Below are 25,105 nucleotides of genomic sequence, written 5' to 3' on the forward strand. Positions count from 1 at the left end.
TGGTTTAACGACGCAAACGGTAGCTGCTCGCGCTGCACCGTCAACCGCTATTCACGCACAAGCCTTACAGGTCGCCCCATATGGCCCGCATCTTTTCGTTGCTGCTCAAGATCGTCTCAGGTCTCGTTCTGCTCACCGTCCTCGCGATCTGGCTGACCTATTGGCTCGCCGCCCGCTCGCTGCCCGATTACAACGCCGATTACGAGGTCGATGGCATTGCCGCGCCGGTGGAAATCGCCCGCGACAACGCCAATGTGCCGCATATCTTCGGCGAGAGCGACGAGGATGTCTATTACGGGCTGGGCTTTGCCCATGCGCAGGACCGGCTCTTCCAGATGATGCTTCTGCGCCGGACGGCACAGGGGCGGCTCTCCGAGATATTCGGCGAGCGCACGCTCAAGACCGACGAGCTGATGCGCAGGCTGGGGCTTTACGAGGCGGCGAAAGCCTCCGCACGGGTCCAGACCCCCGAGGCCACCGCCGCGCTGGAGGCCTATGCCCGCGGCGTCAACGCATGGATTGCCGAGGTGAACGAAGGCGCATTAGGGCGTGGCGCGCCGGAATTCTTTCTCTTCCCCTCCGAAATCGCCTATTGGCAGCCCGCCGATTCCATCGCGATCCTGAAACTGGTGGCGGTGCAGCTTTCCGACCAGATCCCCAACGAGGTGCTGCGCGCGCAGGCTTCCCTGCTCCTGCCGCAGGACCGGCTCAAGGATCTCATGCCGGACGCGCCGGGCACAGGTCTGGGCGTTCTACCCTCCTATGCCGAACTGTTTCCCGAAGCACAGCCGGGCAAGCCCGCATCCGGCACGCAATATGCCATGTCGCCCTTTCCCGAAGCGGGGCTGGCAGGCGCGTCGAATGTCTGGGCCGCCGGTCCCGAACGCTCGGCCACAGGCGCGACGCTTCTGGCCAATGACCCGCATCTGAATTTCTCCGCCCCCGGCGCATGGTATCTGGCGCGGTTGGAGCTTTCGACCGGCGGTGTGATCGGGGCCTCTGTGCCGGGCATTCCCGCCATCATCTCGGGACGGCACGAACGCTTTGGCTGGGGCATCACGGCGGCCTATCTCGATGACGCCGATCTCTATATCGAAAAGCAGAATCCCGACGCGCCAAACGAGGTGCTCACACCGGAAGGATACAAACCGCTTCAGACCCGCCCCTCGATTGTGCAGATCAAGGGCGCACCGCCGCAGACCCTGACCCTGCAATGGTCCGAGAACGGGCCGATCCTGCCGGCCACCGCCTTTGATGTCGACACGATCACACCGTCCGGCCATCTGGTCTCCGTGGCGTGGACCGCTTTAGTGTCCGATGACCGCTCCATGTCCTCTGCCGTGGCGCTCAACCATGCCCGCACCCTGAGCGAAGCCATGGCGGCGGCCCGCGACTTTGCTGCCCCTGCGCTCAACCTTGCTATGGCCGATCCCGACCGAGTGCAGATGAAAGTGATCGGCCGCGCGCCGCTGCGCGATGCACGCCACCAGTCCAAGGGTCGTATTCCCTCCCCCGGATGGCTGGAGACAAACCGCTGGCAGGGCTGGCGCGATTTCAACGATCTGCCCCTGTTCACCGCAGGGCGCGACGGGATCATCGGCAACACCAACAACAAGACGGTGGACGCCCCCTTCCCCGACCACCTCTCCTACCATTGGGGGGACACGCAGCGGGTGCAGCGCTGGCAACGTCTGATGCAAATGCGCGAGGTCCACACCCGAGACAGTTTCATCGAAGTGCAAAACGATGTGGTCTCCCCCTCGGCCCGCACGCTTTTGCCGCTGGTCGGGGCCGATCTGTGGTTCACCGGTGAGGCCGCCCCCGAAGGCACCCCCGAACGCCAGCGCCAGCGCGCGCTGGAACTTCTGGCCGAGTGGAATGGCGAGATGAACGAACACCTGCCGGAACCTCTGATCTATTACGCATGGATGCGCGCGCTTCAGGACCGGCTCATCCGCGACGAGATCGGCCCTCTGGCCCATGCCTTTACCCATGTCGATCCGCTGTTCATCGAGCGTGTCTACCGCGACATCGACGGCGCCTCCGCATGGTGTGACGTGATCCAGTCCGCTCCGGTAGAGACCTGCACCGACATCGCACGTCTGTCTCTCGACGATGCGCTGTTGTGGATCGATGAGCACTATTCGAGCAACCTTGAATCGCTGCGCTGGGGGGATGCGCATATGGCCCATCACGACCATCCGGTTCTGGGCAATGTGCCCTTCCTCAAGTGGGTGGTGAACATCCACCAGTCCACCTCCGGCGGCGACAACACGCTGATGCGCGGCGTGACCTCCGGCGATCCCGACGATCCTTTCGTCAATGTCCACGGCGCCGCCTATCGCGGGGTCTATGATTTCGCGGACCCTGACAGTTCGGTCTTTATCATCGCCACAGGCCAGTCCGGCCACCCGCTTTCGCGCCATTACGACGATCTGGGAGAGCTGTGGCGGCGCGGAGAATATGTGCCGATGAGCCTTGATCCGGAACTGGCGCGTGCGGCGGGCGTGGGCATCACGCATCTGGTGCCGCAATGAGATCGGAACGGGACAAAATGCGTGCGGGAGACTGGTATTGTTCCATCGACCCCGAAATTGACGCGCAGCGGATGAAGGTCTTCGACGCCGTGCATCTGCACAATAGCGCCCTGCCCACAGAGCGCGGCAATATTCATCCGGCCCTCGGAGCGCTTCTGGGCAACGCACCGGACAGCGCACGGATAGAGGGGCAGTTTCACCTGCTCTACGGCGAAAACCTCCATCTGGGCGAGGAGGCGTTTCTCAATGTCGGCTGTGTGGTGCTGGACAGCGCACGGGTGGAGATCGGAGCGCGTAGCATGATCGGTCCGCGCACACAGATCTACTGCGCCGACCACCACCGTGATCCCAAGCTGCGCGGCCAGTTGATCGAACGCGCCCTGCCCGTCACCATCGGGGCGGATGTCTGGATCGGCGGCGGGGCAATCCTCTTGCCCGGCGTGACCGTGGGCGATGGCGCGATTGTCGGCGCAGGGGCGGTTGTCACGAAAGACGTGGCCGCCGGAGCGCGGGTCGCAGGCAATCCTGCGCGGGCGATCTAACGCCTCACGCCTGCCCTTTGACCTCGTCTTTATAGACCAGAAACGCCGCGCCTTTTTGCATGGCTTTGCGCGCGGAGGCATCCAAAGCCTTATCCTCGAAACGCTTCTGTCCGGTGATATCCGCACCCTTCTTGAGCTGCATGCCTGACCAGCCGGTGACTTCCAGCCCTTTGAACGCCTTGCCGATGGCGAATTTCTTCTCGGAGGCCACCATAAAGACCATAATGGCATGGCGTGCGCCCATGCGCAGGCCGGTCTTGGCGCCAGCTGTGGCTTCGAACAACATCATGAACAGACGCTTTTGCGGCGCCTTCTCACCCTTGGTCGGCGCAGCCTTGGCCTGCGGTTTCTTTGCGGGGGTTTTGGTTTTCTCGGCGCTCATGTCATCTCCCGAAATTTCTTTTCCTGTCGCGGCGTCCAGAGCACTTTGAGCGCATAGCCGTCCTCGACCATTTCTTCGTTCAGAACCACACCCTCTTCAAAGAGCCACGCGCGTTTCTTGCCTTGCGCATAGGGCAGAAGCAGATCGCGTTCAATCTTGTCCTCTTCGAAATAGGCGGAAATCGCGGCCAGAAGCGCCTCGACCCCTTCGCCCGTCACCGCAGAGATGGCAAAGACATCCTCTTCGGCCTCGGCGCGTTCCATGCGCGCGGCATGGGCCTCGGGGTCCAGAAGATCGATCTTGTTCCAGACCTCGAACATGGGCGCGTCATCCTTGATGCCCAGATCATTGAGGATTTTCAGAACATCCTCTTTTTGCGTCTCGCTCTCCTCGCTGGCGATGTCACGCACATGAAGGATCAGATCGGCGTCCAGCACCTCTTCCAGCGTTGCACGGAAGGCCGCAACAAGCTGTGTCGGCAGGTTGGAGATGAACCCCACCGTGTCCGACAGGATGATCTCGCGGTCGCCCCCGTGGGCATCCTTGAGCTTGAGCTGCCGCATGGTCGGGTCCAGCGTGGCAAAGAGCATGTCCTTGGCAAAGACCTCTGCGCCGGTCACCGTGTTGAAGAATGTGGATTTGCCCGCGTTGGTATAGCCCACAAGCGCGACAATCGGGAACGGCACCTTGGCGCGCGAGGCGCGGTGCAATTCGCGGGTCTTGACGACCTTCTCCAACTGACGCCGCAGACGGGTCAGATGTTCGTCAATGGCGCGACGGTCGGCCTCGATCTGGGTCTCGCCGGGACCGCCGACAAAGCCAAGCCCGCCACGTTGGCGCTCAAGGTGGGTCCACGCCCGCACCAGCCGCGTGCGCTGATAACTCAGCGCGGCCATCTCCACCTGCAACACACCTTCGCGGGTGCGTGCACGGTCGGAGAAAATTTCGAGAATTAGGCCCGTGCGGTCCAGAAGTTTCACCTTCCAGTCCTTCTCCAGATTGCGCTGCTGCACCGGCGTCACCGGCCCGTCCACCAGAACCAGTTCGATCTCTTCGGCTTCCAGACGCTGCGCCAGTTCCTCGATCTTGCCGGAGCCGAACAGATGGCCCGGCTGGATTTTCGGCAGGCGCACGATCTCGGAACCGACCACTTCGAGATCAGGCAAAGCAGCGGCCAGAGCCACGGCCTCTTCCAGCCCCGCCTGCGGGTCGCGGCGGTCGCGGTCGGAGGTAATGTCGGGATGAAGCACCCAAGCGCGGGTTTTCTTCACCTCATGTTCGTAAAGTTCGGCCAAATGCCGCTCCTTCAATGCTTCGGATCAACGCACGAAAACACCCGCCGTTAACTACGGCAGGTGTTCGTCACTTAACTCTTAGCGTGCGGAATGCAAGGGGCGCTGGGATCAGGCCTCTTCCCCGTCGTAGAGATTGATCGGTTGTGCCGGCATGATGGTCGAAATCGCGTGTTTATACACGAGTTGCGATTGACCGTCGCGGCGCAGGAGAACACAGAAATTGTCAAACCAGGTAATCACACCCTGAAGTTTTACCCCGTTGATCAGAAAAATCGTTACAGGAACTTTGGTCTTGCGGACGTGGTTAAGGAAGGCGTCCTGAAGGTTCTGTTTATCGGCGGCCATAATCTTTGCCTTTTTTTTGCGCTTTTTGATGCGAGCTGTCCCTCGGGCGACAGCACTTGGATGCCACCTCGCCGCAGATTCAACCGAATGTCAAGATAAGCAACAGAGTTTTCCGTGGCTTAAAGGACGCCCGACGCATATTTGCGTCAGTTCAGCGCTAACGCTTTTTGTCGCACCCTCTAACGCCGCCAGAATTCGGGATTCAAAAGCGCAATAATCGCAAGCATTTCCAGCCGCCCAAGCACCATCGTCGCCGCTAAAATCAGCTTTTCTGGATCCCCGAGCTGCGCATAGCTCAAAGGCACATCCCCCACCACATTGACCAGAGGTCCGGTGGTGGTCAGCGCGGAAATGGTAAAGACCGCCGCCGCCTCGAAATGCAGGCCAAAGAGCGACAGGATCATCATCACAGCGGCAATGGTGAAAGCGAAGACCATGAAATAGACCCATGCCACATAGGCCCCTTCGCGCCGGATACGCCGCGCATTTGCCCCCGCACCGCCAACCGAATGGGGCGAGATCAGCTTTTCGATCTCGCGTTCGCCGTGGCGCACAAGGGCATAGAGCCGGATCAGTTTCACCCCCCCTGCCGTGGTGGCCACACCACCGCCGAAGATCGTCAACCCCATCAGCAACACACCGGGCGCCTGTAGCCCGGACCAGAGCCGCGCTTCTTCCCAGCCCATGCTCTCGAACCCTGCGGTGGTCAGGAAGGACAAAACCATAAACGTGCTGCCCCAGAGCGACGAAAGCGCACGGGTGAAGGTCCAGTCACCGGAGACTTCCAGCACGCCCACCCAGTGCCGCAGGAACAGCAGGATCGGGATCACGACAATCAGCGAGAGGCCGATCTTCATTTCCGGATCACGCCACAGCGGCGGCGCATCCAGTCGCGGCTGGTCGGCAGTGAAGGTTTTGCGCGACAGGGCAAGGAACAGAAAGGCAAAGACCAGAAGCTCCCCCACAAATCCGGTCCCCGCATTGGTCAGACCACCCACGGGAGAGATGCCGGAGGTCGCCATGACCGACATGGCATGGCACAACGCCACATAGGCCGGTGAGCCGACCATCGCGAGCGCGAACCACAGCGCCAGTGTCAGGCCGAAATAGACCGGAAAGAGCTTGGCGGTGAACCGTGCCATCCGCTCGGGCGCGGCTGCGACACGCGCAATCTGGGAGACGCGGATATCGCTTTGTCCTGCCTGACGCGAGGAAATCACCTCAAACCCGCCAAGGTTCATCGGGGCCAGCACCGCCACCGCGGTGATCCACGCAAAGAACCCGCCCATCCAGCCGACAAGTGCCGTCCACAGATGCACAGGTTTTGAAAGCCGCGCCGGATCGTCAAACAGCGTTGCCCCCGTGGTGGTCAGCGCTGAGACCATCTCGAAATAGGCATTGAAAAAGGTGGTGTCGCGCGTGGCCTCGGAAAAGGGCACCGCAAGGATCAGCGGCAAGGCCGTATAGGCCCCCAAAAGGGTCAAAAGCTGGTTTCGCCCCTCCCGATCACGATCAAAGCGGCTGTCGCGGTCCTCGGTGGCCTCGGGACGGAAACGCGCGATGGCGATGAACCCCGCCAGCGAGGTGAACAGCGTTGCCGCATAGAAAAACGCCCGCGCATCATTCCAGTCGCGCAGCACCAAGGCATAGAGCGCGGGGATCAGCATCGTACCCCCGCTCACCAGCATCAGCTGGACAAAGAATGGCATGCGCGAAAAGCGGTTCATCAGAAATAATCGATCGACACTTGCAACAGGCGCTCGACCTCTGGAACATCATCGGCCAGCGAGAAGATGGTGACCACGTCGCCCTCGTCAATGCGCGTGTCCCCGTTCGGTTTGACATAGCGCCCGCCCTTCATGATCGCACCGACAAGCACGCCCTCGGGGAAGTCGATATCACGGATGCTTTTGCCGGAGATCGGTGAGGTGGAGAGCACCTGCGCCTCGATCACCTCGGCCTCGCCATCGCCCACCGAATAGACATTGCGCACACGGCCATGACGGATGTGGCGCAGGATGGAGGAGACGGTGGTGGCACGCGGGTTGATATAGGCGTCGATGTCGAGCGCATTGAGGATCGGCACGAGCGTCGGGTCGTTCACCAGACAGATCGCCATTTTCGCGCCGCGCTGTTTGGCGCGCACGGCGGCGAGCATATTGACCTTGTCATCATCGGTGACGCAAAGCACCGCATCCGCCCGCGTGATCCCCGCCTCGGCCAGAAGCTCCTGATCGAGCGCATCACCATTGAGCACAATGGTCCGTTCCAGCGCATCTGCGGCTTTCTCGGCCACCTTGCGGTTCTTTTCGATCACCTTGGCACGCACCCGCTCCGTGCGGGTCTCCAGCGCCTGTGCGACCGCCAGCCCGACATTGCCGCCGCCCAGAATCACGACACGATCCTGTTTCGCATTGGTCTTGCCGAAAATCTCCAGCGTGCGGCTGATGTCGTCGGAATGGGCAAAGACGTAAATCTCGTCGCGCGCAAACAACTGGTCTCCGGCCTCAGGGGCGAAAAGCCGCCCCTCGCGCCGCACACCCACGACAATCGCACGCAGCGTCGAGAACAGATCGGACAATTGCCGCAAGGAGGTGTTGAGAACGGGACAGTCTTCTTCGAGAAGCATCCCCAAAAGCTGCACCCTGCCGTCCAGAAATGCCTGCGTGTCAAAGGCCGCAGGGGCCGCAAGACGCCGCAGCGCCGCCTCGGCCACTTCCTTTTCCGGCGAGATCACCACATCAATCGGTAGGTGGTCGCGGCGGTAGAGATCGGAATAGATCGCCGTGAGATAGCTTTGCGACCGCAGACGCGCGATCTTGCGGCGCACGTTGAACACGGAATGTGCCACCTGACAGGTGACCATGTTCACCTCGTCGGAATAGGTCGCGGCGATAATCATATCCGCATCCCGCGCACCCGCCTTGTCCAGCACATCGGGATAGGAGGCAAAGCCCTCGATCCCTTGCACGTCCAAAGTGTCGGTCGCACGCCGGACGAGCGCGGGGTTGTTGTCCACGACCGTCACGTCATTCTTTTCAGAGGAGAGTTGTTTGGCGATCTGCCAGCCGACCTGGCCCGCGCCGCAAATGATGACTTTCATCCCATCACCTTCGTTGCTTCGCACCAGCCTTCGCACTTAACGGCGGAGGCGTCAACGCGGCTCTCGCGCCGACCGCCTGCCGGAGAGTGCCGGATCACTCCGCCTCACCGGCCACATAGGCCACGCGCCCGCCCTGTTTGTTGCCTGTGACCACGCCCAGAGATTTCAACTTGCGGTGCAGCGCGGAGCGTTCCATCCCCACGAAGGTCGCCGTGCGCGAGATATTGCCGCCAAAGCGGTTGATCTGCGTCAGAAGATATTCGCGCTCGAACATCTCGCGGGCCTCGCGCAACGGCAGAGTGGCAATCGCCGGAGACAGCACTGCACGCCCTTCGTCGCTGTCCACCCCGTCTTCTGCGGGCAGTTCGGAGACCTCGATCTCCCCCGTGCTATCGCCAAGGATCAACACCCGCTCGATCACGTTCTTGAGCTGGCGCACATTGCCGGGCCAGTTCATCGTCTGCAACATCGCCGCCGCATCACCCGACAGCGGGCGCAGCGGCAGCCCCTGTTCGCGGTTCAACTTCTCGATGAAATACTGCGCCAGTTCGGGAATATCCTCGCGGCGTTTCTCCAGCGCGGGCACCTCGATCGGCACCACGTTCAGCCGGTGATACAGTTCCTCACGGAAATTCCCCGCGGCAATTTCCGCCACAAGGTCGCGCGAGGTAGAAGAAATCACCCGCAGATCGACCGACACAGTGGTCGATCCGCCCACGCGGTTGAACCGTTGGTCCACCAGAACCCGCAGGATTTTCGACTGGGTGCCCGGCGGCATATCCGCCACCTCGTCGAAATAGATCACCCCGCCGTTGGCCTCTTCCAAAAGCCCTTTCTCGATCCCGCGCTCGGACCCTTCGCGCCCGAAAAGCACCTCCTCCATCCGGTCCGGTTCGATCGTGGCGGAAGACACGGTGATGAAGGGGCCGTCCTTGCGGTCGGAACCGGCATGGATAAACCGCGCGGCCATTTCCTTGCCCACACCGGCAGGACCGGTCAGCATCACCCGACCGTTGGACTTGGTCACTTTTTCCAGATTGATCTTGAGCTGTTTGAACGCGGTGGACAGGCCGATCATCTCCACCTCGCCCGAGCCGGAGCGTTTGAGCGTGGCGTTCTCGCGGCGCAGGCGCGAGGTTTCCATCGCCCGCCCGATCACCACCATAAGCTGGTCGATGTTGAAGGGCTTCTCGATGAAATCATAAGCCCCCTGCTTGATGGCCGCCACGGCGATCTCGATATTCCCGTGACCGGAAATGATGATGATCGGCACTTCGGGATGCTCGCGTTTGACATGTTTGAGAATGTCGATCCCGTCCATCTCGCTGTCCTTGAGCCAGATGTCGAGGATCATCAACGCCGGCACAGCCGCATCAATTTCCTTGAGACATTCGTCGGAATTTGCCGCCAGACGGGTGTCGAACCCCTCGTCTTGCAAGATATCCCCGATCAACTCGCGTATATCGCGTTCATCATCGACGATCAGAATATCAGACATGGTTTACTCCCGACTTCATCATTACACTGCAAGCACTTGCTTTTCATTGACATTCACCTCTTCGATCAAGGCTATGCGAATGGTCGCACAGGCGCCGATCCGTCCGGACGGATCAATCGGCTCCCCATCGGTGAGCGTCAGCGTCCCACCGTGTTCCTCGATAATTTTCTTCACAATCGGCAGGCCCAGACCCGTGCCCTTTTCGCGTGTGGTCACATAGGGTTCGAACAGGCGCGAGCGATCCTCCGGCAGGCCGATCCCGTTGTCTGTAATCCCGATCACCGCCTCGTTGCCCATGCGGGTCATGGTCACAAGCACACTCGGCTCATAGCCCTCCGGCAGGCCGGTCTCCATAAGCGACTCGATGGCCTCTCCGGCGTTCTTGATCAGATTGGTAAAGGCCTGCCCCATCATCGTGGCATCAACCTCCGCCCATGCGGTGTCCAGTTCGATCTGCGTGCGGATTTTCACATCCGGCAGGGCATTCTGCTGCAACAACACCGCGCCCTTCACCAGTTCCGCCAGATCATGCTCGCGCCGTTCGGGGCTTGGCATACGGGCGAATTTCGAGAACTCGTCCACAATGCGCCGCAGATCACCGGTCTGGCGCACGATCACGGAGGTGTATTGCTCCAAATCCTCCCGCGCTTCCTCATCCAGCCCGCGCCCGAATTTGCGCAGGATGCGCTCGGCGGACAGCTGGATCGGGGTCAGCGGGTTCTTGATCTCATGGGCAATCCGGCGCGCCACATCGCCCCATGCAGCCAGACGCTGCGCACTCACCAGATCGGTCACATCGTCGAAGACAACCACATAGCCCTCCAGCGCGCCATTCACATCCCGCCGCGTCGCGATCCGCACCAAGAGGCTCTCCTGCGCACCGGAACGGATGAGCCGCAACTCTTCCTGCACCACTTCACGGCGTTGCTTGCGCAACAGATCGAACAACGGGGAGAATTCCGGCACGACAACGCCCAGCGGTTCGCCCGTCACATCGCGCTCGCCAAGGCTCAAAAGCGCCTGCGCCGAACGGTTGGACAGGGTCACGCGCCCCTCAGAATCCAGCCCCATCACCCCTGCCGTCACAGAGGACAAAACAGAATCAAACAGGCGGCGGCGCATTTCGATCTGGGCGTTGCGCTCCATCAATTCGTCATGTTGCAGCTTCACCTGTCCGGTCATCTGGTTGAAAACCCGCCCCAGCGTGGCGATCTCGTCCTGACCTTCTTCTTCGGGCACCCGCACCGACAGATCGCCCTCACCCACCTTCTGCGCCGCCCCTGCCAGCCGCCCGATGGGCCGCGCCAGACGTTCCGCGAACCACAGGCCAAGCCATGTCGCCGCCAGAATGAGGATCAGTGCAAAGCCGATATAGAGCAGGCCGAATTCGAACAGGAGCCGCCCACGGTCACTCTCCAACTGGTTGTAAAGCGCGATACTGTCCTGCGTCTCGTCCAGAAGGTTGAGAATTTTGCCATCCACATCGCGGGTGACATAGAGATAACGGTCCGAGAACCCCGCCAGACGCTGCAAGGCGCGGGATTCGTTGCGGTCCCAGTCGTCGATCAGGACCAGCTCCCCGCTCTCGGCGCGGGCCAGTTCCGCTTCGGAGGGCTTTTCATAGTCGAACAGATAAGAGCGTTCGCCGCGCGCCTTGATCTCGCCCGCACGGTTGATGACATAGGCCTCGCGCAAGCCGCGCTGGATCAACCCCTGCCCTTGGTTGAGCACCTGCCGAAGCGCCCCGTCGGGCAGGATCGTCACCTGCCGGCGGCGGTCGATGATGAAACTGGCCAGCGCACGGGTGTCTTCCGACAGCCCGTCATGGTGTTCGTCCTCATAGGCTTTCGCCGCTTCCAGCGAAGACCCCACCACATTGCGCACGCGGTCGGAGAACCAGCCCTCAAGCCCGAAATTCACCGTCACCACGGCAAAGATCGCCACCATCACGGTCGGGATCAGCGCCAGCATCACAAAGGCGCCGGAAAGGCGCAGGTGCAGACGCGAGCCTTCGGAATGGGCACGCCGCGCGGCAATCACCCGCGCGATCCGCTGGGCAACGAGACCGGCGACCAGAAGCACATAGACCACATCGGCCAGAAGCACCGAACGCAACATGCGCGATTCGGGGCCGTGATCGAGCAGGCCGAACACAAGGAAGGTGAGCACAGCCAGAAGCGGCCCGAGAATGAACACGGCCAAGGTCGCAGCATTCTGCAAGCGACGCTGCCGCCGCAGACGCATGAGCCGGTTCCAGCTCTGCCTGCCAATCCGTTGTGCCAAGGCTTTTTCTGCCACGAAGGGCCTCGTCTCAGTTTCGATCACACCCAAGCCCATGCGCGGGCTCGTGAACCGGGACGCAGGGGCATCCGTTGCAAAGAGGTCGCAAGCGCGTGTTTTCCACGTCACTGCGCCCAAATCACCACGGATGTGGCTTTTTTACATCAATTTACGACGGCGTGTCACCTGAATATCGAGGTCATTGATTTTTTTACGCAAGGTATTGCGGTTGATCCCCAACAAATCGGCACATTTTGCCTGATTTCCGCCAACCGCATCCAGCGCGATTTCAATCAGAGGTTGCTCAACCTCCTTCAAAATCCGCTGATACAGACCCGGCGGCGGCAAAACACCCCCGTGCAGATCGAAATACCGGCGCAGGTGCTTGGCCACGGAGGAGGAGAGCTTCTCGCCTTCCGACCCGCCTTGCAGCGGCTCCATTGCGGGCTGGTTGCCCAAGACGATTTCCACCTCGGCGCGGGTGATTTCCTCTTCGGGAGAGGTCACGATCAGGCGGCGGATGGTGTTTTCCAGCTGCCGCACATTGCCCGGCCAGCTGTAAGCCCGCACAAGCTCCATCGCCTCGTTGGAAAAGCGGCGTGCAGACAGGCCGTCGCGCTCGGCTTTCGACAAAAAGAACTCCGCCAGAAGCGGAATGTCATCGACACGTTCGCGCAGGGACGGCACAGAGATCGTCACCCCGCCCAGACGGTAGAACAGATCCTGACGGAAAGCCCCGCTCTCCATCTTCGCCGCCAGATTGGCCTGCGAACTGGCCATGATGCGCGGGCCGTTGTCGGTGAAACTGTCGAGCATCCGCACGATCCGTGCTTGTGCCTCTTCGTCGAGATCACCCACCTCGTCAAACAGGATCGAGCCGTTCTTGGCCTTGGAAATCACCGCAGCCGGCCCCTCCATCGTCGCCAGATCGGAGGCCGAAACCACCACGAACGGCAGGTTGCGCCGGTCGGAAAAGTCGTGGATCGCCCGCGCGATCAGCGATTTGCCCGTGCCGCTCTCGCCTGTGATCAGCACCGGAAGATCGGTGTTCATCACACGCGCGACCAGACGGTAGAGCGTCTGCATGGCGGGCGTGCGCCCCACCAGCGGCAGGTCTTCTTTCGGGCCTTCCGAGGGGGCCTTGGCATTGGACGGCGCCGGATTGGCGCGACGCTTGACCTCCAAAGCCTTGGCAGCGCGTTTCATCAGATCGGGCAGATCGAAAGGTTTCGGCAGATAGTCGAACGCCTCGGCTTCGGCGGCCTGAATGGCGGTCATGATGGTGTTTTGCGCCGAGATCACGATCACCGGCAGGCCGGGACGCAGTTCCGCGATTTTCGGCAAAGCCTCCAACCCGTTCCCATCGGGCATCATCACATCGGAAATGACCAGATCGCCCTTCCCCTCTTCGACCCAACGCATCAGCGTGACCAGAGACGAGGTCGCGTGCACCTTACATCCGGCGCGGGTGAGCGCCTGTGTCAAAACGGTGCGGATCGTGCGGTCGTCATCAGCGACGAGGATCGTGCCATCCATGTCTTTCTCTCCTTGTCAGTTGCGCGCCGGATCAGGGAACATCCCGAACCTGTCACGCATCCCCTTTTCTTCGGGGTTCTTTACAGTTTTATAACGCATCAGCCCTCGTCCGCCGCCACAACGTCCCGAGGTGCGACCGGAAGCGACAGGCGGAACACGGTTTTACCCGGCGTCGAGTCGACCGAAATCCAGCCCTCGTGATCCGAAATGATCTTGGACACCAGCGCCAGCCCCAGTCCGGTGCCGTTCTCGCGTCCCGAAACGAAGGGTTCGAACACATCCGCGGCAATCTCTGCCGGAAGGCCGGGACCATCATCGACAATCTCCACCTGCAAGGGCAGCGCAGCACCTGTTCCGTCCTTGCGCCGCAGCCGCAGCGACAGGTCGTAGAAGGTGCGCAGACGGATCACCCCGCCTTCTTTGCCCGCCGCTTCGGAGGCATTCTTGATCAGGTTCAGAAACACCTGCAAAATCTGGTCGCCATCGACAAAGGTCGGTGGCAGCGAGGGGTCGAATTCCTCGATGAATTTCATATTCGCGCCGTAAGACAGTTCGGCGGATTTGCGGGCACGGTCCAGAAGGTCGTGAATGTTGATCGCCCGTTTCGCAGGCGGGCGCAGATTGCCGAATTGCTCGACCTGCTCCAGCAACGCCACGATCCGGCGGCTTTCGGCCACGATCAGATCGGTCAGTTCCAGATCTTCCGGCGACAGGTTCATCGACAAAAGCTGTGCCGCCCCCGTGATCCCCGCCAGCGGGTTCTTGATTTCGTGGGCCAGCATTTCCGCCATGCCGATGGCCGAGCGCGCTGAGGTCTTCACCTGATGTGAACGCCCGAGCCGGTCGGCAATCTGGCGCGGCTCCATCATCAGGATGAGCCAGTCCTCCATGCCTTGCAGCGGTGCGATCTGGATATTGCATTGCACAGGGGCTGCATTACCGCCGGAGACATCGACATTGTTGATGAACATCGGCGAACTGTCCCGCCGCACCCGCCCGAAGGCCTCTTCCAGCGGGGCATCAATGGCCAGCCGGTCAAACACGGGCGCGCCGGCAAGGGAGCGCGCGGAGGCGTTGAGAAACAGCTCTGCCGAAGAGTTCACCTCATTGATCAGATTCTCCGCGTCCACCATGATCGCGGGCATCGGCAAGGAGGGCCAAAGCATATCAAAACGCGAATCCGTCATCTCCGTCATGCGGCATATCCCTCTGTATCCGTGAAATTTCCCGACATGGCATCCGGCAGCAAGGACAGCACCTTTTGCGGTGTTTTCTCTGTCAGAACCCGACGGCGCAACTCTGCGGGTGTGCCGATTTCATCCATGTACCATCCGAGGTGCTTGCGCATCACGCGCCCGCCAAGATCGCTGCCGTAAAAGCCCAGCCCCGCCTCGTAATGCCCGCCGACCATATCGGCAAAAGCGCGCCCTTCGGGACGGTCGGGTTTGGGCTGTCCGGTCAGGTTCGCCGCCACTTCCGCCAAAATCCACGGCCGGCCCTGCGCACCGCGTCCGATCATCACCCCGTCCGCGCCGGACTGCGCCAGCGCCAGACGCGCCGCATCCGCAGAGGTGATGTCGCCATTGGCAATCACGGGGATCGTCACGCTGTCTTTCACCGCACGGATCGCCGCCCAATCGGCGCTGCCCTTGTAGAACTGGCAACGGGTGCGGCCATGAATGGTGATCATCCGGATGCCCGCCGCTTCGGCACGTCGGGCCAGCTCCGGCGCGTTCAAAAGCGCATCATCCCAGCCCAGCCGCGTTTTCAGCGTCACCGGCACAGAGACCGCGCCCACCACCGCCTCGATCAGCGTCAGGGCATGGTCCAGATCACGCATCAGCGCCGAGCCGGAATAGCCGGAGACCACCTTTTTCGCGGGGCAGCCCATGTTGATGTCAATGATCTGTGCGCCATTGTCCTCGGCCATTTTCGCGGCCAGCGCCATCGGCTCCGCCTCGCGTCCGGCCAGTTGCACGGCGGTGTTCTCCACCCCGAAACCCAGCTCCGCCTTCTCCCGCGATCCGGGGCGGGCGTTGAGCATGTCATGGGAGGCGACCATCTCGGATACAACCAGACCGGCCCCGAAAGAGGCCACAAGATTACGAAAGGGTAAATCCGTGATCCCCGCCATAGGGGCCAGAAACACGGGGGGGTCCAGTGCGAGTTTCGCCAAACGAACGGGCAAGCGATTAATCCTTGAGCATTTCGAATAGAGGTAGCCCTCATGGCAACGAGTCGCAAAGGGCGGAGCCATGTTCTCGTTCAAAAATGCGGCGAAACCTACCCTGTGCACAAAATTTCATCATTTGACCGGTGAAAAACAGCGCATTGCAAGCCTGCGCCCCACCGATTATCCCAAGTGACATGACACAGATTGCAGCCGTCATCGTCGCCGCAGGTCGCGGCACCCGCGCAGGCGGGCCTGTGCCGAAGCAATGGCACCCGCTCGGAGCACGCGCTTCGGGGGGGCACCTGCGTGTGATCGACCATGCGATTGCGGCATTTCGCCCGCATGTGGCGCAGATCGTTGTGGTGCATCACCCCGATGACCTCGCGCTGGCGCAAACGCTGGAAGATGTGACGCTTGTCTCCGGCGGGCTGACACGGGCGGATTCGGTCCGTGCGGGGCTTGAGGCGCTCGACGGGCGCGGGATCGACAGGGTTCTGATCCATGACGCGGCGCGTGCACTGGTGCCCGCCTCTGTGATCCGCTCGGTTCAGGACGCGCTGGACAGCCACAAGGCCGCCGCCCCCGCCCTGCCCGTCACGGATGCGCTCTGGCGTGGTGGTCCGGCGCAGAATGGCTCCACGCAAGACACCGCCTCCCCCGCCTATGTCCACGGCACACAGGACCGCAGCGGTCTCTATCGCGCACAGACGCCGCAGGGCTTTGCCTTTGATGCGATACTGACCGCGCACCGTGGCTTTGACGGGGACGCGGCAGATGATGTCGAAGTGGCCCGCGCCGCAGGTCTCAAGGTCTGCATCACCAAAGGGTCCGAAGAGAATTTCAAAATCACCCACCCCGAGGATTTCGCCCGCGCAGAAACGCTTTTGCGGCTCCGGCAGGCGGAGGCGGCAGCGCCTCAAGGACAGGAGAACACATTGATGGATATACGCTTGGGCAACGGCTACGACGTGCACCGTTTCGGCACCGGCGACCATGTCTGGCTCTGCGGCGTCAAAATCCCCCACGGGCGCAGCCTTCAGGGCCATTCCGACGCCGATGTGGGGATGCACGCTCTGACCGATGCGATTTACGGCGCTCTGGCGCGTGGCGACATCGGCCAGCATTTCCCCCCCTCCGACCCGCAATGGAAAGGCGCCGAAAGCCATATCTTTTTGCGCCACGCCATCACTCTGGCCCGCGAAATGGGCTACGCGCTGATGAATTGCGATGTGACTCTGGTCTGCGAACAGCCCAAGGTGGGACCACATGCCACCTCGATGCGCGCGGCACTGGCGGAGATCATGGGCGTTGATGTAGAGAAAGTGTCGGTCAAGGCCACAACCTCCGAACGTCTGGGCTTTACAGGCCGCGAAGAGGGCATCGCCGCGCTGGCCACGGCGGCCCTGATCCGTCCATAAGGAGAGAAGAGATGAATCCCTTTGCCGAAATTATCGCGACGATGGCGCGGACCGGATATATGAAACCCGGACCGGGGACATGGGGCTCTGCCGCCGCCGTGCCTCTGTTCTGGATTCTGCATGAAACGCTCGGAGTGGCCGGTGTGCTGGTCGGCACGGTTGTGGCCTTTATCGCGGGGCTTTGGGCCACCGGTGAAATGACCCGCGGCTCCGACAATCACGACCCGTCCGAAATCGTCATCGACGAACTGGTCGGCATGTGGATCGCGCTTATTCCGGTCTCCATCGGCTCGGCGATGGCAGGGGCCCCCTCCACCGCCTTGTGGCCTGCATGGCCCACCGCCTTTCTCGCCTTCCGCCTCTTCGACATCTGGAAACCCGGCCCTGTCGGCTGGGCCGACCGGCGCGGGGATGCTTTGGGCGTGATGCTCGACGACGTGATCGCAGGCGTCTTTGCCGCGCTCGTCGTGGTGGTCATGGCGGGGCTGTATCACGGGGTGATCCGGTGAGCACCGCCATCCCCTATGATCTGGCCGAAGCCACCCTCGCCGCCGCACGCGCCAAGGGCATCCTGATCGCCACCGCCGAAAGCTGCACCGGCGGCATGATCATCGGCAGCCTCACCGAAGTCGCCGGTTCCTCCGATGTGGTGGATCGCGGCTTCATCACCTATTCCAACGCCGCCAAACACGAGATGCTGGGCGTCTCGCCCGCCACGCTCACGGAATTCGGCGCGGTCTCCGAACAGGTGGCCCGCGAAATGGCCGAGGGTGCACTGGCCCGCTCTGCGGCGGGCGTGGCCGTGTCCGTCACAGGCATCGCAGGTCCGGGAGGATCGGAGCACAAGCCCGAGGGCCGCGTCTGTTTCGGGCTGGCGCTGACGGGGCGGGAGACCACGGTAAAAACCTGTGACTTCGGTGCCTTGGGCCGCGACAAGGTGCGCAGCGTCACCATCACCACCGCGCTGGAGATGATACAGGACGCAATTGCCGGTCTGTAAACCGGACACACCATAGGCCGCCAGGAGAGCAGGCCGCACAAACTGGGGGGAGAGCCATGTTTGATTTGATCGTTGTGATCGTCGCCGGACTTCTGGGCGGCGCGCTCAATGCCGTGGCAGGCGGCGGGACGTTTCTGACCCTGCCTGCGCTGATTTTTGTGGGCGTGCCTGCGGTCTCCGCCAATGCCACCGCCACACTGAGCGCCCTGCCCGGCTATCTGGGCAGTGTCTGGGCCTATCGCCATGACCTGCACACCACGCAGAACATGCCCGCAGGCCGGATGATCGCACTCTCGGCTCTGGGCGGCGTGCTGGGCGCACTGTTGCTTCTGGTGACGCCCAACGACACCTTCCTGATCGCTGTTCCGGCCCTCATGGCGCTGGCCACGCTGCTCTTTGCGGGCGGGCCGCGCCTGATCAAACGCCTGTTCTCCCGCGCCATGCTCGGTCCGATGGGGGCGGCACTCGCGCTGCTTCTGGTCTCGATCTATGGCGGATATTTCAACGGCGGGCTGGGGATCATGCTGCTGGCGGTTCTGGGGCTGATCGGGTTCACCGACCTGCACGCCATGAACGGGTTGAAAAACGCGCTCTCCGTGCTGCTGTCTCTGGTCTCCGCCGTGACCTATATCGTCGCGGGCGTCATCGACTGGCGCTTTGCCGCCGTGCTGGCCCTCGCCATGATCGCGGGCGGGCTTTTCGGCGCGCATTTCGCCCGCCGCATCAAAAACACCGAGAGGCTCAAACTATTCATCGTCGCCGTGGGCGTAGTGATGACGGTGATTTTCGTGATCCGCCTGTTGTGAGGGATCACGCCCTTACCCGTAAAGCTCCTGCGCGCGGCGCTCGAACGCGCGCACGATGCGTTGCATGGCGTCGTTGAACACCATGCCGATCACACCTTGCAGGATCGCGTTCTTGAATTCGAAATCGACAAAGAACTCGATGTCACAGCCGCCATCCTCCGCCGGCGTGAATTTCCACCAGCTTTTCATATAGCGAAACGGCCCGTCGAGATATTCCGTGTCGATGCGCCGCTCTTCGGGATAGAGCTTGACCCTTGAGCCGAATTTCTCGCGGAAGACCTTAAACGAGATCACCAGATCGGCGAGCATCAACTCGTGATCGCCCATATCCGTGCGCGACCGAATCCGTGCCGCGGCATTCCACGGAAGGAATTTCGGATAATTCTCGACATCCGCCACCAACGCGTACATTTGATCGGCACTGAACGGGAGGTGTTTTGTTTCCTGATGCGTCGGCATGATCTCTGGTCTGTCTTTGCTTGGGCTGATACATCTACGGCAAGGACGGAAAATGCAAGGGTGCAAAGAGGGGACAGCATGACGCAGAGACCTTATCATATCGATGTCATGATCTCGGCCAAGACGATTGCCGCCCGGATCGAGGACCTCGCCAAAGACATCCGGCACGCCTACAAGGACACGGACAAGCTCGTGGTTGTCGGCCTGTTGCGCGGCTCTTTCGTCTTTATCGCCGATCTGGTGCGCGAACTGGACATGAATGTGGAGGTCGATTTTCTGGAAGCCTCCTCCTACGGCAACTCCACCGAATCCTCGCGCGAGGTGAAAATCCTCAAGGACCTGCGCGGCCCCATCGAAGGGCGCGATGTTCTGGTGGTCGAGGATATCGTGGACACGGGCCACACGCTGTCCGCCGTGATGAAGCTGCTCAAATCTCGCAACCCGCGCAAGATCGAAACCATCGCGCTTCTCGACAAACCGGTGCGCCGCGAGGTCGATCTCAAGGCAACATGGACCGGTTTTGAAATCCCCGATGCCTTTGTCGTGGGTTACGGTATCGACTTTGCACAGGCCAACCGCAATCTGCCCTTCATCGGCTCTGTGGTCTTTGACGACGAAGACGCGACAGGAAAGGGTGCGGCGTGAACCAGTTGCGCTGGCTGCTACGCGCCAAACGCTGGGCGCAGAACCCGCCTTCGGCCAAGCGGGTGAAATTCGTCTTTGCCATCATCGCCGCCTGCATTGCCTTGGTCGTGGTGGAAAAGACCATCGGCCTGCCCGACTGGATGCAGGTGGAGCGCCAGACGAAAATCCGCATCCAGCACTGACGCCCCCCGCGCCAATTACGACAGCACACCACCCAAGAGCATCGCCTCCTCGGCCTCCAACGCCATCGCGATCCGCGCGCGGGCCTGTCTGAGCCTTGGCGCATCGGCCAGATCGACATGCGAGGCCACATAGATCGGCACGGGCGGCACATCGAGCACCGGCGTCACCCTCACCAGCTTGTCAGAGGCATTGCCCAGAAATTTCGGCAGCATCACCCGCCCCATCCCCTCTTCGGCCAAGGCCCGCAGGGTGAGAAAACTGTCCGAGGCCGCCATAAAACGCACATGCCGCCGCTCAAGCTCCTCGCGCAGTTTCTGCCCCGGATGCGACCGTCCGATCGGCCCTGACAGACCGAGCCAGCGATCTTCCGGCACATCCGCCCCGCGCGCATAGAAGTCAAACCCCATCTGCGCGGCCATATCGCCGTGGAGATCATCAGGCAGCTTGTAGGTCGGGCGCACGGTCACATCGGCATGAAGCCGCGAGGCGTCCATCAACCCGTTGGCCGACAAAAGCTCGAAGGACAGCCCCTCCTCCTGTGCGGTGAGCCGCGACAGAATGGCGGGCAGGACCGAATGGCAAAACGTATGCGTCGAGGTCACGCGGATGATCCCCGCCAGAGGGGCCTCTCCCGCCTGCGCCATGCGCTCCACCGCACCGACGGCGGCCTCCACCTCGCGGGCGGCTTCGATCAGGCGCAGCTTTTCGGGGGAAATCTCGTAGCCACGCACGGATTTCTCGAACAGTTCCACATTCAGATATTTCTCGATGGCCGCGACACGGCGCAGCACTGTGGCATGGTTCACACCCAACTCGCGTGCAGCTCCTGACACGGACCCCGACCGCGCAACGGCCAGCACAAATCGGTAGTCATCCCAATTCGGTTTCTGCTGCATTTGACCCCCTTCAATTGCTATATTCCAAATATAACATGAGGGTCGTGCCCCGACTTTGAGGGAGATCACATGGCCGCGTATTTTTGCACAGTTTGCCTCAAATGGCGAAACGCCGCTCCGGCTCAGCCCAAAGGCGCGGTCTGGAACAGCGTAACCTTCAGCCCGCCATGAGCCACCGGAGCCGCCACAGGCAACCACGGCAACCCCGTGGCCTGCGCCAACTGCCGGTCAGAGGTGATCATGCCCACACGCCAGCCGGAAAACCGCGTCTTCATCACCTCACCGAATGAGCCGTAAAGCGCGAAAAGATCACGCTTTTTCCCGATCCGCGCCCCATAGGGCGGGTTGACGATCACCAGACCCGCTGGCCCCTCGGGGCGCTCAAGGGCCGAAATCGGCGTGGGGGTAAAGTGGCACAGATCCGCGACACCGGCCCGCGTGGCATTGTCGCCCGCCATGCCGATCACATTCACATTGCGGTCCGATCCGTAGAACTGCAACTCCGTGTTCCGCAACCGGCCCAGCGCCTTGATTTTTTGCACAGCACCCGCGTCAAAGCCCACCAGATGCTCAAAGGCAAAGCTGCGCCCGCGACCGGGCATCAACCCGCGCGCCATTTCGGCAGCTTCGATCACAAAGGTGCCGGAACCGCACATCGGGTCCAGCACCGGTTCGGTGCCCTCATAACCACAGGCACGCAGAAAAGACGCCGCCATGGTCTCGCGCATCGGGGCCTTGCCCACACCCGCCTTGAACCCGCGCTTGTGCAGCGCCTCGCCGGAGGTATCGACGGAGAGGATCACCATGTCATCCTCGATCCGCACCTTGAGCACCACAGGCGCATCGGCTGCGACAGGGGCGCCGAGTTCTTCGGTGATGGCACGCTCGATCCGCTCTTGGGCCGCGCCCGCATGGTAGATCTTGTTGCGCTTGCCCGTGGCCACTTCGACCCGAAACGGCACATCAGGGCGCAGCACCTCGCCCCACGGAAACTTCCGCGAGCGTTTGTCGAGCTGGGCCAGATGCAGCGCACGGAAATTGCCGATGCGGGCCAGAACCCGTGCGGCACCGCGCAAACAGATATTGGCGCGCCACACGTCTTCCCATGTGCCCTCAAAGGTCACACCCCCGCCCACGGCCTGCGGCGCGGGAAAGCCCGCCTCCACAGCCTCGGCCAGAAGATAGGGCTCCAGCCCCGGCTGGGTGCCAAGGAAAATCTCGAAGGTTTTCAAATCTTACGCCTGACCGAGTTTCTTCAGCCGGTTCTCGCGCAGACGGGCAAAGTCATCGCCCGCATGATAGGAGGACCGCGTCAGCGGCGTGGCAGACACCATCAGAAAGCCCTTGTTGATCGCGGCTTTCTCATAGCTTTTGAACTGCTCCGGCGTCACGAATTCCGCAACCGCGTGGTGTTTCGGAGTCGGCTGCAAATACTGCCCGATGGTCATGAAATCGATGTCGGCGGCGCGCATGTCGTCCATGACCTGCAAAACCTCCGCACGTTTCTCGCCCAGACCCACCATGATGCCGGATTTGGTGAACATCGTCGGGTCCAGTTCCTTGACCCGCTGCAAAAGACGCAGGGAGTGGAAATAGCGCGCACCGGGGCGCACCTCGTGATAGAGGCCGGGCACGGTTTCAAGGTTGTGGTTGAACACATCGGGCTTGGCCTCGACCACGGTTTCCAGCGCGGAAGGCGCACATTTCAGGAAATCCGGTGTCAAAATCTCGATGGTGGTCTCGGGGCTGCGCTTGCGCACGGCCCGAATGGTCATGGCGAAATGCTCCGCCCCGCCATCTTCGAGATCGTCACGATCCACCGAAGTGATCACGACGTGTTTGAGACCCAGCTTTTTCACCGCATCGGCCACACGGCCCGGTTCGAACACATCAAGCGTATCCGGCCGCCCTGTGGCCACGTTGCAGAAGGTGCAGCCACGGGTGCAGATCTCGCCCATAATCATCATGGTGGCATGGCCCTGAGACCAGCATTCGCCCGCATTGGGACAGCCCGCCTCTTCGCAGACCGTGGTCAGATTATGCTCACGCATGATCTTGTGCGTGTCCATATATCCTTTGGAGGTCGGGGCTTTCACCCTGATCCAGTCAGGCTTTTTCGGCTGGGCGTTGTCGGGACGATGCGCCTTTTCCGGATGACGCTGGTCGGGGATCTTGAGATCACGCATGGCGGGGCCTTCTGTTAAATCTGGGTTACGATATAGGCAACCTGCCCGCGAATGTCTCGAAAAATCCGCAAAATCCGCCCTGCCCGTCTGTTTCGCCGCAACTGCATTGATGCTCTGTTTAGAATCGCTCTAGAAGATGCGCGGACAGAATGAAGCCCCCGTCCGTTCGGGGGGCGAAATCCAAGGAGCAATATGATGAAAGCCGGTTTCAAACTGCCTGAAGTGACCTTCCACACCCGCGTGCGCGACGAAAGCATCGGCGGCGACAACCCGTTCAAATGGGAAGACAAAACCACCTCCGACTACTTCGCGGGCAAACGCGTTGTGCTCTTCTCCCTGCCGGGGGCTTTCACGCCCACATGCTCCACCTACCAGCTTCCGGGCTTTGAAAAAGGCTTTCCGGAATTCAAGGAACAAGGCATCGACGCGATCTACTGCATGTCCGTGAACGACAGCTTTGTGATGAACAAATGGGCGCAGAATCAAGAGCTTGAGAATGTTCAGGTGATCCCGGACGGGTCCGGCGAATTCACCCGCCGCATGGGCATGCTGGTGCGCAAGGACAACCTCGGCTTCGGTCTGCGTTCCTGGCGCTATGCCGCTGTCGTCAAGGACGGTGTGATCGAAGCATGGTTCGAAGAGCCGGGCCTGAGCGACAACCACCCCGAAGATCCCTATGGTGTGTCCTCGCCGGAAAACGTGATGAAGTGGCTCAAAGGCGAAGAAGCCGAAGCCGTCGCGTAAACCGCGCCTGCATCCGAGACAGTGAAAGGCCCGCGGGACATCCTGCGGGCCTTTTGCATGTGCAGCATTTCAGGATTTCGGAATACCACCGCATACCGGCACTACGCAGGACGCATAGCTGCGCCGCCCGTCACAGCCCCAGCCACGCGCGTCTTACGCCCGCGCACGCGCCGCGACCATCAGTTCCTCGCCCGCCTCGGTGAGCAGCACGGCCAGCTCGTTGAACCACGTCTTCACCTCCGTCGACTGGCGGCGCACCAAGGCCACCGTGCGTTCCGGCTGCGGTTCGGGGAATCGCAGCACGGCCATATCGGGGCTGGCGGCCATCTCCGAACACAGCGCAATCTCCGGCAGGAAGGTCAGGCCGAATCCCTGCGCCACCAACCCGCACAGCGTGGCCAGCGAAGAGGCCCCGAGATCCACCGTCTGCCGCGTCCGTTTCAGCCCGCAGACATCCAGCGCCTGATCGGCAAGGCAATGCCCCTCGTCCAAGAGCAACAGCGCATCCGGCGACAGGTCCGTCGGGCGCGGTGCGCTTTGGGCGGTCAGCGCCTCGATCCGCGATTGCGATCCGGCCAAAAGGAAATGATCGGTGAACAGCGGCTGGGCCATCAGCCCGCCGGTGTCATGAGGCAAAGCAATCACCGCCGCGTCCAGCTTTCCGTTTTGCACCGAGGACACAAGCTCCGCCGTCTGCGCCTCGCGCACCCGCATGTCGAGATCAATCGCTGCGGATTTGATCCGCGTCAGCGCCCGCGGCAGAAGATAGGGCGCAATGGTCGGAATCACCCCCAGCGTGAGCCGCCCCGTCAGCCCTTTGGACAGCCGGATTTCCGCCTCCAGATTGCGGGTCATGGCGAGAATCTCGTGGCAGCGTTCCAACACCACCTGCCCCGCCCGCGTCAGCCGGATGTCACGGGGCAGACGTTCCACAAGGCGCGTGCCAAGCGTGGCTTCCATCTCCTTGATCTGCTGGGACAAGGCCGGTTGGGTCACATGCACAACCTCGGCCGCCGCCGAAAAACTGCGCTGCTCGGCCAAGGCCACAAAATAGGTCATCTGTCTGAGTGTGAGCAT

24 protein-coding genes are annotated in these 25,105 nt (G+C 61.6%); 9 read left to right on the forward strand and 15 right to left on the reverse strand.

Going from position 1 to position 25,105, the window contains the following annotated elements:
* Positions 1-80 precede the first annotated feature (80 nt).
* Together KO492_RS14490 and KO492_RS14495 are read left to right on the forward strand one after the other, a co-directional pair.
* Positions 81-2,537 carry a penicillin acylase family protein gene (locus KO492_RS14490; protein ID WP_216045604.1) on the forward strand — a complete coding sequence of 819 codons (2,457 nt, stop codon included), beginning with the start codon at positions 81-83 and terminating at the stop codon, positions 2,535-2,537.
* On the forward strand, positions 2,534-3,079 hold the full coding sequence (locus KO492_RS14495) for a sugar O-acetyltransferase (protein ID WP_216045605.1): 546 nt from the start codon (positions 2,534-2,536) through the stop codon (positions 3,077-3,079). The genes KO492_RS14490 and KO492_RS14495 overlap by 4 nt, the downstream gene beginning before the upstream one ends.
* 4 nt (positions 3,080-3,083) lie before the next feature.
* Here KO492_RS14495 and KO492_RS14500 read toward each other — a convergent pair whose 3' ends face one another.
* From KO492_RS14500 to dusB, 10 genes are all read right to left on the reverse strand, one after another.
* Positions 3,084-3,461: a hypothetical protein gene (locus KO492_RS14500; protein WP_216045606.1), complete on the reverse strand. Its 378-nt coding sequence runs from the start codon at positions 3,459-3,461 to the stop codon at positions 3,084-3,086.
* The gene (gene hflX / locus KO492_RS14505; protein WP_066603846.1) at positions 3,458-4,756 is read right to left on the reverse strand and encodes a GTPase HflX; all 1,299 of its coding nucleotides are present in this window, start codon (positions 4,754-4,756) and stop codon (positions 3,458-3,460) included. The genes KO492_RS14500 and hflX overlap by 4 nt, the downstream gene beginning before the upstream one ends.
* Positions 4,757-4,864: 108 nt before the next feature.
* Complete coding sequence (hfq, locus tag KO492_RS14510; protein WP_066603845.1) at positions 4,865-5,101, reverse strand: RNA chaperone Hfq; 237 nt, start codon at positions 5,099-5,101, stop codon at positions 4,865-4,867.
* 179 nt (positions 5,102-5,280) lie between these two features.
* Positions 5,281-6,828 carry a TrkH family potassium uptake protein gene (locus KO492_RS14515; protein ID WP_216045607.1) on the reverse strand — a complete coding sequence of 516 codons (1,548 nt, stop codon included), beginning with the start codon at positions 6,826-6,828 and terminating at the stop codon, positions 5,281-5,283.
* Positions 6,828-8,204 carry a Trk system potassium transporter TrkA gene (trkA, locus tag KO492_RS14520; protein WP_216045608.1) on the reverse strand — a complete coding sequence of 459 codons (1,377 nt, stop codon included), beginning with the start codon at positions 8,202-8,204 and terminating at the stop codon, positions 6,828-6,830. The genes KO492_RS14515 and trkA overlap by 1 nt, the downstream gene beginning before the upstream one ends.
* A gap of 94 nt (positions 8,205-8,298) precedes the next feature.
* Positions 8,299-9,702: a nitrogen assimilation response regulator NtrX gene (gene ntrX / locus KO492_RS14525; RefSeq protein ID WP_216045609.1), complete on the reverse strand. Its 1,404-nt coding sequence runs from the start codon at positions 9,700-9,702 to the stop codon at positions 8,299-8,301.
* A 21-nt stretch (positions 9,703-9,723) separates the two neighbouring features.
* Positions 9,724-11,946 (reverse strand): sensor histidine kinase NtrY-like, encoded by a 2,223-nt coding sequence (locus KO492_RS14530; protein WP_216045937.1) that lies wholly within the window; start codon positions 11,944-11,946, stop codon positions 9,724-9,726.
* 195 nt (positions 11,947-12,141) lie between these two features.
* On the reverse strand, positions 12,142-13,518 hold the full coding sequence (locus KO492_RS14535) for a response regulator (RefSeq protein WP_216045610.1): 1,377 nt from the start codon (positions 13,516-13,518) through the stop codon (positions 12,142-12,144).
* Positions 13,519-13,616: 98 nt separating this feature from the next.
* Positions 13,617-14,705, reverse strand: coding sequence for a two-component system sensor histidine kinase NtrB (locus tag KO492_RS14540; protein WP_216045938.1), 1,089 nt, complete (start codon positions 14,703-14,705; stop codon positions 13,617-13,619).
* Positions 14,706-14,710: 5 nt separating this feature from the next.
* Complete coding sequence (dusB, locus tag KO492_RS14545; RefSeq protein ID WP_436835702.1) at positions 14,711-15,706, reverse strand: tRNA dihydrouridine synthase DusB; 996 nt, start codon at positions 15,704-15,706, stop codon at positions 14,711-14,713.
* Between the two features lie 179 nt (positions 15,707-15,885).
* On the opposite strand from dusB, the gene KO492_RS14550 reads away from it, so the two are divergent.
* Genes KO492_RS14550 through KO492_RS14565 form a run of 4 tightly spaced genes read left to right on the forward strand, consistent with a single transcriptional unit; the run spans position 15,886 to position 18,915 of the window.
* Positions 15,886-17,109, forward strand: coding sequence for a bifunctional 2-C-methyl-D-erythritol 4-phosphate cytidylyltransferase/2-C-methyl-D-erythritol 2,4-cyclodiphosphate synthase (locus tag KO492_RS14550; protein ID WP_216045612.1), 1,224 nt, complete (start codon positions 15,886-15,888; stop codon positions 17,107-17,109).
* Positions 17,110-17,120: 11 nt separating this feature from the next.
* The gene (locus KO492_RS14555; protein WP_216045613.1) at positions 17,121-17,618 is read left to right on the forward strand and encodes a phosphatidylglycerophosphatase A family protein; all 498 of its coding nucleotides are present in this window, start codon (positions 17,121-17,123) and stop codon (positions 17,616-17,618) included.
* On the forward strand, positions 17,615-18,109 hold the full coding sequence (locus tag KO492_RS14560) for a CinA family protein (protein WP_303578318.1): 495 nt from the start codon (positions 17,615-17,617) through the stop codon (positions 18,107-18,109). Before KO492_RS14555 ends, KO492_RS14560 begins: the two co-directional genes overlap by 4 nt.
* Before the next feature lie 56 nt (positions 18,110-18,165).
* The gene (locus KO492_RS14565; RefSeq protein ID WP_066603825.1) at positions 18,166-18,915 is read left to right on the forward strand and encodes a sulfite exporter TauE/SafE family protein; all 750 of its coding nucleotides are present in this window, start codon (positions 18,166-18,168) and stop codon (positions 18,913-18,915) included.
* 12 nt (positions 18,916-18,927) lie between these two features.
* Here KO492_RS14565 and KO492_RS14570 read toward each other — a convergent pair whose 3' ends face one another.
* On the reverse strand, positions 18,928-19,374 hold the full coding sequence (locus tag KO492_RS14570) for a type II toxin-antitoxin system RatA family toxin (RefSeq protein ID WP_216045614.1): 447 nt from the start codon (positions 19,372-19,374) through the stop codon (positions 18,928-18,930).
* Positions 19,375-19,452: 78 nt separating this feature from the next.
* Between KO492_RS14570 and hpt the strand changes: the two genes are divergently transcribed.
* Together hpt and KO492_RS14580 are read left to right on the forward strand one after the other, a co-directional pair.
* Complete coding sequence (gene hpt, locus KO492_RS14575; RefSeq protein ID WP_216045615.1) at positions 19,453-20,019, forward strand: hypoxanthine phosphoribosyltransferase; 567 nt, start codon at positions 19,453-19,455, stop codon at positions 20,017-20,019.
* Entirely contained in the window at positions 20,016-20,201 is a 186-nt protein-coding gene (locus KO492_RS14580) for a hypothetical protein (protein WP_066603817.1), read from the forward strand. Before hpt ends, KO492_RS14580 begins: the two co-directional genes overlap by 4 nt.
* Positions 20,202-20,216: 15 nt before the next feature.
* On the opposite strand, the gene KO492_RS14585 is transcribed toward KO492_RS14580, so the two are convergent.
* The 3 genes from KO492_RS14585 to lipA all read right to left on the reverse strand — a co-directional run bounded on the left by KO492_RS14585 (position 20,217) and on the right by lipA (position 23,284).
* Positions 20,217-21,098 (reverse strand): LysR family transcriptional regulator, encoded by an 882-nt coding sequence (locus tag KO492_RS14585; protein ID WP_216045616.1) that lies wholly within the window; start codon positions 21,096-21,098, stop codon positions 20,217-20,219.
* 122 nt (positions 21,099-21,220) lie between these two features.
* The gene (locus KO492_RS14590) at positions 21,221-22,330 is read right to left on the reverse strand and encodes a THUMP domain-containing class I SAM-dependent RNA methyltransferase (RefSeq protein WP_216045617.1); all 1,110 of its coding nucleotides are present in this window, start codon (positions 22,328-22,330) and stop codon (positions 21,221-21,223) included.
* 3 nt (positions 22,331-22,333) lie between these two features.
* A complete protein-coding gene (gene lipA / locus KO492_RS14595; RefSeq protein ID WP_216045618.1) occupies positions 22,334-23,284 on the reverse strand; it encodes a lipoyl synthase in 951 nt (316 codons plus the stop codon).
* Between the two features lie 195 nt (positions 23,285-23,479).
* On the opposite strand from lipA, the gene KO492_RS14600 reads away from it, so the two are divergent.
* Positions 23,480-24,028 carry a peroxiredoxin gene (locus KO492_RS14600; RefSeq protein WP_216045619.1) on the forward strand — a complete coding sequence of 183 codons (549 nt, stop codon included), beginning with the start codon at positions 23,480-23,482 and terminating at the stop codon, positions 24,026-24,028.
* A gap of 153 nt (positions 24,029-24,181) precedes the next feature.
* Here the strand turns inward: KO492_RS14600 and KO492_RS14605 are convergent, their stop codons facing one another.
* The gene (locus KO492_RS14605) at positions 24,182-25,105 is read right to left on the reverse strand and encodes a hydrogen peroxide-inducible genes activator (protein WP_216045620.1); all 924 of its coding nucleotides are present in this window, start codon (positions 25,103-25,105) and stop codon (positions 24,182-24,184) included.

Source organism: Celeribacter halophilus (genome assembly GCF_018860305.1).
Classification (GTDB): Bacteria; Pseudomonadota; Alphaproteobacteria; order Rhodobacterales; family Rhodobacteraceae; genus Celeribacter; species Celeribacter halophilus_A.

Excerpts from the sequence above, each read along its gene's own strand:
- KO492_RS14490 (WP_216045604.1), top strand. The coding sequence starts at position 81 with ATGGCCCGCATCTTTTCGTTGCTGCTCAAGATCGTCTCAGGTCTCGTT.
- KO492_RS14495 (WP_216045605.1), top strand. The coding sequence starts at position 2,534 with ATGAGATCGGAACGGGACAAAATGCGTGCGGGAGACTGGTATTGTTCC.
- KO492_RS14500 (WP_216045606.1), bottom strand. The coding sequence starts at position 3,461 with ATGAGCGCCGAGAAAACCAAAACCCCCGCAAAGAAACCGCAGGCCAAG.
- hfq (WP_066603845.1), bottom strand. The coding sequence starts at position 5,101 with ATGGCCGCCGATAAACAGAACCTTCAGGACGCCTTCCTTAACCACGTC.
- KO492_RS14515 (WP_216045607.1), bottom strand. The coding sequence starts at position 6,828 with ATGAACCGCTTTTCGCGCATGCCATTCTTTGTCCAGCTGATGCTGGTG.
- trkA (WP_216045608.1), bottom strand. The coding sequence starts at position 8,204 with ATGAAAGTCATCATTTGCGGCGCGGGCCAGGTCGGCTGGCAGATCGCC.
- ntrX (WP_216045609.1), bottom strand. The coding sequence starts at position 9,702 with ATGTCTGATATTCTGATCGTCGATGATGAACGCGATATACGCGAGTTG.
- KO492_RS14530 (WP_216045937.1), bottom strand. The coding sequence starts at position 11,946 with ATGCGTCTGCGGCGGCAGCGTCGCTTGCAGAATGCTGCGACCTTGGCC.
- KO492_RS14535 (WP_216045610.1), bottom strand. The coding sequence starts at position 13,518 with ATGGATGGCACGATCCTCGTCGCTGATGACGACCGCACGATCCGCACC.
- KO492_RS14540 (WP_216045938.1), bottom strand. The coding sequence starts at position 14,705 with ATGACGGATTCGCGTTTTGATATGCTTTGGCCCTCCTTGCCGATGCCC.
- KO492_RS14550 (WP_216045612.1), top strand. The coding sequence starts at position 15,886 with ATGACACAGATTGCAGCCGTCATCGTCGCCGCAGGTCGCGGCACCCGC.
- KO492_RS14555 (WP_216045613.1), top strand. The coding sequence starts at position 17,121 with ATGAATCCCTTTGCCGAAATTATCGCGACGATGGCGCGGACCGGATAT.
- KO492_RS14565 (WP_066603825.1), top strand. The coding sequence starts at position 18,166 with ATGTTTGATTTGATCGTTGTGATCGTCGCCGGACTTCTGGGCGGCGCG.
- KO492_RS14570 (WP_216045614.1), bottom strand. The coding sequence starts at position 19,374 with ATGCCGACGCATCAGGAAACAAAACACCTCCCGTTCAGTGCCGATCAA.
- hpt (WP_216045615.1), top strand. The coding sequence starts at position 19,453 with ATGACGCAGAGACCTTATCATATCGATGTCATGATCTCGGCCAAGACG.
- KO492_RS14585 (WP_216045616.1), bottom strand. The coding sequence starts at position 21,098 with ATGCAGCAGAAACCGAATTGGGATGACTACCGATTTGTGCTGGCCGTT.
- lipA (WP_216045618.1), bottom strand. The coding sequence starts at position 23,284 with ATGCGTGATCTCAAGATCCCCGACCAGCGTCATCCGGAAAAGGCGCAT.
- KO492_RS14600 (WP_216045619.1), top strand. The coding sequence starts at position 23,480 with ATGAAAGCCGGTTTCAAACTGCCTGAAGTGACCTTCCACACCCGCGTG.
- KO492_RS14605 (WP_216045620.1), bottom strand. The coding sequence starts at position 25,105 with ATGCTCACACTCAGACAGATGACCTATTTTGTGGCCTTGGCCGAGCAG.